Origin of the sequence: Streptomyces sp. UH6 (genome assembly GCF_013421635.1) — a bacterium.
GTDB classification, from domain to species: domain Bacteria; phylum Actinomycetota; class Actinomycetes; order Streptomycetales; family Streptomycetaceae; genus Streptomyces; species Streptomyces abyssomicinicus.
Genome location: NZ_JACADT010000372.1, coordinates 1 through 5111 on the forward strand (window position 1 = coordinate 1; position 5111 = coordinate 5111).

Annotated in this window: 3 protein-coding genes and 1 pseudogene; 1 reads left to right on the top strand and 3 read right to left on the bottom strand. The window is 72.0% G+C overall.

Features of this window, described 5'->3' with window-relative positions:
- Both HW445_RS17870 and HW445_RS17875 read right to left on the bottom strand, forming a co-directional pair.
- A pseudogene (locus tag HW445_RS17870) lies at positions 1-213 on the bottom strand (hypothetical protein); the annotation flags it as partial.
- A complete protein-coding gene (locus tag HW445_RS17875) occupies positions 210-1166 on the bottom strand; it encodes an SPFH domain-containing protein (protein ID WP_180222007.1) in 957 nt (318 codons plus the stop codon). The gene HW445_RS17875 and the pseudogene HW445_RS17870, both read right to left, overlap by 4 nt.
- 289 nt (positions 1167-1455) lie before the next feature.
- Between HW445_RS17875 and HW445_RS17880 the strand changes: the two genes are divergently transcribed.
- Entirely contained in the window at positions 1456-3702 is a 2247-nt protein-coding gene (locus HW445_RS17880; RefSeq protein ID WP_180222008.1) for a transglycosylase domain-containing protein, read from the top strand.
- Between the two features lie 97 nt (positions 3703-3799).
- Here the strand turns inward: HW445_RS17880 and HW445_RS17885 are convergent.
- On the bottom strand, positions 3800-5111 hold a 1312-nt coding region (locus HW445_RS17885), incomplete at its 5' end, for an ATP-binding SpoIIE family protein phosphatase (RefSeq protein WP_180222009.1).

Genomic DNA, 5111 nt, shown 5'->3' on the forward strand with positions numbered 1-5111 from the left:
CGCGCGGCGCAGCAGGAACTCGATCTGCGCGTTGGTGGAGCGCAGTTCCTCCCCCGCCCACCGCGCCAGCGCGTCGTGCACCAGCGGGTCCAGCCGCAGCAGGACCTGCTTGCGTTCCGCCGACCGCCGGCGCCGCGCGGGGGGCCCTTCCCCGGAGGGTTCTCCGGCGGGCTCCCCGGGCGGCGCCGGCGGTCGGTTCTCCTCGTCGCTCACTGGTACAGGGTTCCGGTGTTGAGGACCGGCTGCACCGAGCCGTGACCGCAGAGGACGACCATCAGGTTGGAGACCATCGCGGCCTTCCGCTCCTCGTCCAGCTCCACGATGTCCTGCTCGGCGATCCGGGCGAGCGCCGACTCGACCATGCCCACCGCCCCGTCGACGATCTGCCGCCGGGCGGCGACCACCGCGCCGGCCTGCTGCCGCTGGAGCATCGCGGAGGCGATCTCCGGGGCGTAGGCGAGGTGCGTGAAGCGGGACTCGATGATCTGGACGCCGGCCGCCTCGACCCGGGCGTGCAGTTCCAGGCCCAGCTTCTCGGTGATCTCCTCGGCGTTGCCGCGCAGCGACAGCTCGTCGTCGCCGTGCGCGTCGTAGGGGTACTCGATCGCGATGTGCCGGACGGCGGCCTCGGTCTGGGTGGAGACGAACTCCAGGAAGTCGTCGACCTCGAAGGTGGCCTGCGCGGTGTCCTCGACGCGCCAGACGACCACCGCGGCCAGCTCGATCGGGTTGCCGTAGGCGTCGTTGACCTTGAGGACGGCGGTCTCGTGGTTGCGGACCCGGGTGGAGATGCGGGAGCGGGTGGTGAGCGGGTTCACCCAGCGCAGGCCGTCCTCGCGGATCGTGCCGCGGTAGCGGCCGAAGAGCTGGACGACCCGCGCCTCACCGGGCGCGACCATGTTCAGTCCGGCCATCGCGGCCAGCGAGAGCAGCGCCAGCAGCACCGCCACCACGACGAGCGCGGCCGTGGTCCCGCCGGTGGTGTGCTCGACGCCCAGGTAGCCCAGACCGGCGGCGAGCAGCACGCCGAGCAGCCCGAGCAGCAGGGCCAGCCCGCCGCCGAGGGAGTTGGCCGGGACCTCCCGGACGCTCGGCCGGGGCATCGCGGGGACGTCGGCCGCGGCGGACGGCGGAGGGGTCGCGTGAGGAGTGGCAGGAGTGGACATGGAAGGCCCCCGTCTCTGTGCGTCTCTAGCTTCTTTCTATCTAAGTGATATCACATTTACGTGTGTGGCAAACCTCTCCCGCCGGCCGGCCCGGGCAACCGTTCCGGCCGGTGACACGTCTGGTGCGGTAAGGGCGGAAAGTTTCGGGTGCTGATTGTCACGTCCGTAAAAGACCGGATCGGCACCCCTTTGTCACAGGGTGCGGTGTTAACTTTCGGGACTGGCCATGCTTCGGGAGACTTCCGGGGCGCAGGGCGACCAACGAGACGAAGCGGGGCGAAAGAGGATCATGGGGCGAGCTGACCTACGACGTGCGCGCCGCCGACGGGGCATACGCGGGTTCTTCACCTGGCGGAAACTCCTCGGCACGTTCCTCGGTGTCTGCCTGCTCGGCATCGGCTCCTTCATAGCCCTGTACCTCGTCGTGGACGTGCCGGACGAGGGCAACGCGCTGGCCCAGAGCCAGAGCAACGTCTACCGCTACAGCGACGGCAGCGTCCTCGCCCGGCGCGGCGAGGTCAACCGGGACATCGTCGACCTCTCCGAGGTGCCCGAGGGCGTCCAGCACGCCTTCGTCGCCGCCGAGAACAAGACCTTCTACAAGGACCCCGGCGTCGACATCAAGGGCACCGCCCGCGGCCTGCTCAACACCCTGCGGGGCCAGGGCAAGCAGGGCGGCTCGACGATCACCCAGCAGTACGTGAAGAACTACTACCTCACGCAGGAGCAGACGGTCTCCCGCAAGATGCGTGAGGTCGTCATCGCGCTGAAGGTCGACCGGCAGATGTCCAAGGACGAGATCCTCGCCGGGTACATGAACACCAGCTACTACGGCCGCGGCGCCTACGGGATCCAGGCCGCCGCCCAGGCCTACTACCGCGTCGACGCGAAGGACCTCACCGTCGCGCAGGGCGCCTACCTGGCCGCCCTGCTCCAGGCGCCCAACCAGTACGACTGGGCGATCGCCTCGAAGACCGGCAAGCGGCTCGCCGAGGAACGCTGGAACTACGCCCTCGACAACATGGTCGAGATGAAGTGGCTGGACGCCTCCGAGCGCTCGGGCCTGAAGTTCCCGGTGCCGAAGGAACCGCGTCCGGCGGCCGGCCTCGAGGGACAGGCCGGCTACCTGGTGCAGCAGGCCAACAAGGAACTGCAGCGGCAGCTGATGGACGTCGAGGGCATCTCGGCGGCCGAGGCCGAGGCCAAGGTCGAGGGCCAGGGCTGGGACCTCACCCTCAACATCGACAAGAAGAAGCAGAAGGCGCTGGAGGCCTCCGTCAAGGAGCAGCTCACCAGCAAGCTGGACCCCGAGAAGCGGAAGGTCGACGGCGCGGTGCAGGCCGGCGCGGTCTCGGTGGACCCGGAGACCGGGCGGATCGTGGCGCTCTACGGCGGCCAGGACTACCTGAAGCACTACTTCAGCAACGCGACCCGCTCCGACTTCCAGCCCGCCTCGACCTTCAAGCCGCTGATCTTCGCCGCGGCGCTGGAGGAGGGCGCGACCACCCAGGACGGGCGGCCGATCACCGCCGGCACCGTCTACGACGGCACCAGCGAGCGGCCGGTGGTCGGCAGCGACATCCCCTTCGCCCCGCCCAACGAGGACGGCGTCGACTACGGCGACATCCCCGTCCAGACGGCCATGAACAAGTCGGTCAACTCGGTGTTCGCGCAGATGGGCGTGGACGTCGGGATGCGCGACGTGCTGGAGACCGCCGAGCGGGCCGGCATGGACACCGGCGACCTCGATCCCTACCCCGCCTACACGCTGGGCTCCATGACCTCCAGCCCGCTGGAGATGGCCGGCGCCTACGCCACGCTGGCCAACCACGGCGTGCAGGTCACCCCGGCCCTGGTGAAGACGGCCGAGAAGGACGGCGCCGAGATCGAGATGCCCGACCCGGTGGGCGAGCAGGCCCTCGGCCGGAACACCGCCGACACCGTCACCTCGGTCCTGACCGGCGTGGTCGACGACGGCACCGCCCGCTACTCGGTGCGGGAGAACCCGACGCGGGCCGGCCAGCAGGTGGCGGGCAAGACGGGCACCTCCGACGACAACCAGTCGGCCTGGTTCGTCGGCTACACCCCGGACCTGGTGACCGCGGTCGGCCTGTTCGGCGAGAACCCGAAGAACAACAAGCACACGTCGCTCAGCGGCGCCACCGGGCTCATCCCCGGCAAGGGCCGGATCAACGGCGGCGGCTACCCGGCGCAGATCTGGGCCGACTACACCTTCGGCGTGACCGACGGCTCCGCCCGGTTCGACCTGGAGACCGACCAGGGCGCCGCCGTGACGCCGGCGCCGACCGTGACGCCGTCGCCGAGCCCGAGCGAGACGCCGTCGTCGACGCCCAGCGGCACGCCGACCGAGACCCCGACCGAGACGCCCACGGAGACCCCGACCGACACGGCGACCCCGTCGCAGCCGGGCGGCCCGTCCGCCGAGGAGACGCCGACCGACCCCCGGCCCGGCCGCCCGCCGGGCGACGACGAGGACCCGGCCGCCGCCGAGGACGGCGTCGGCTTCCTGAGGTAGCCCCGGGGTCGCCGAGGCAGCTCACGAGGCAGCTCCCGGGGCCACGGGACGGCGGGGGCCGGTATCACGCCTGAGGGCGGACCGGCCCCCTTTCCCGTCAAGGGTGGTTGAGCTCGAACCAGACGGCCTTGCCGGTGGACAGGCGGGTGGCGCCCCACCGGCGGGCCAGCCGGTTGACCAGGTACAGGCCCCGGCCGCCCTCGTCGGTGGCCCGGGCCTGCCGCAGCCGCGGCAGCTGCGGGACGTCGTCCACCACCTCGCAGCGCAGCACCTCGGTCCGCAGCAGCCGCAGCGTGATCGGCCGGGTCGAGTACCGCACCGCGTTGGTGACGACCTCGCTGACCAGCAGCTCCACCGAGTCGGTCAGCGCCTCCAGTCCCCAGTCGTCCAGCGCCGCGCGCGCCAGCCGCCGTGCCCGGCCCGGGGCCGCGGTCTCCGGATACAGCTCCCAGGACGCCACGTCGCTCGGCGCGATGCCGTCGAACCGCGCCGCGAGCAGCGCGATGTCGTCGTCCCGGTCGCCCGGGCCCAGCATGTCCAGCACCTCGTCGCAGAGCGCCTCCAGCGGCGGGGCGTGGTCCGAGCCGGTGAGCCGCGCGGTGGCCTCCAGCTTGTCCCTCAGCTGCTCTATCCCGGTCCACACGTCACGCAGCCGCGACTCCACCAGGCCGTCGGTGTACAGCAGCAGCGTCGCCCCCGCCGGCGCCTCCAGCTCGACGGCCTCGAAGTCGACCCCGCCCACACCGATCGGCGCGCCCGGCGGCACCTCCAGCACCTCGGCGCGGCCGCCCAGGTGCAGGAGCACCGGCGGCGGGTGCCCGGCGTTGGCGACGGTTATCCGGTGCGCGACCGGGTCGTAGACCGCGTACAGGCAGGTCGCCATCCGGTCGGTGCCCAGTCGCTGCGCCTGCTCGTCCAGGTGGTGCAGCACCTCCTGCGGCGGCAGATCCAGACCGGCCAGCGTCTGCGCCGTCGTCCGCAGCTGGCCCATGATGGCGGCCGAGGTCATCGAGTGGCCCATCACGTCGCCGACCACCAGGGCGACCCGGCTGCCGGGCAGCGGGATGGCGTCGTACCAGTCGCCGCCGACCCGGGCCGTCTGGGCCGCGGGGAGGTACCGCGAGGCCAGCCGCACGCCCGTCGGACGGGGCAGCGTCTCCGGCAGCATGGTGCGCTGGAGCTCGTCGGCGATGTACGCCTCGCGGCCGTAGAGCACCGCCTTGTCGATGCCCAGCGCGCTGTGCGTGGCCAGCTGGGCGGCGACCAGCAGGTCGTCGCCCTCGAACGGGATCCGGTCCGGGCCGCGCAGGAACACCGCCGTGCCGATCACCCGGCGGCGGCCGCGCAGCGGGGCCAGGATCGCGTGCTGGCCGGTGGCCACCGACGCGCCGGAGCTCTCGCCGAGCAGG

What these genes read in the sequence shown, in the direction of transcription:
- HW445_RS17875 (WP_180222007.1), bottom strand. Translation starts at nt 1,166, where the DNA reads ATGTCCACTCCTGCCACTCCTCACGCGACCCCTCCGCCGTCCGCCGCG.
- HW445_RS17880 (WP_180222008.1), top strand. Translation starts at nt 1,456, where the DNA reads ATGGGGCGAGCTGACCTACGACGTGCGCGCCGCCGACGGGGCATACGC.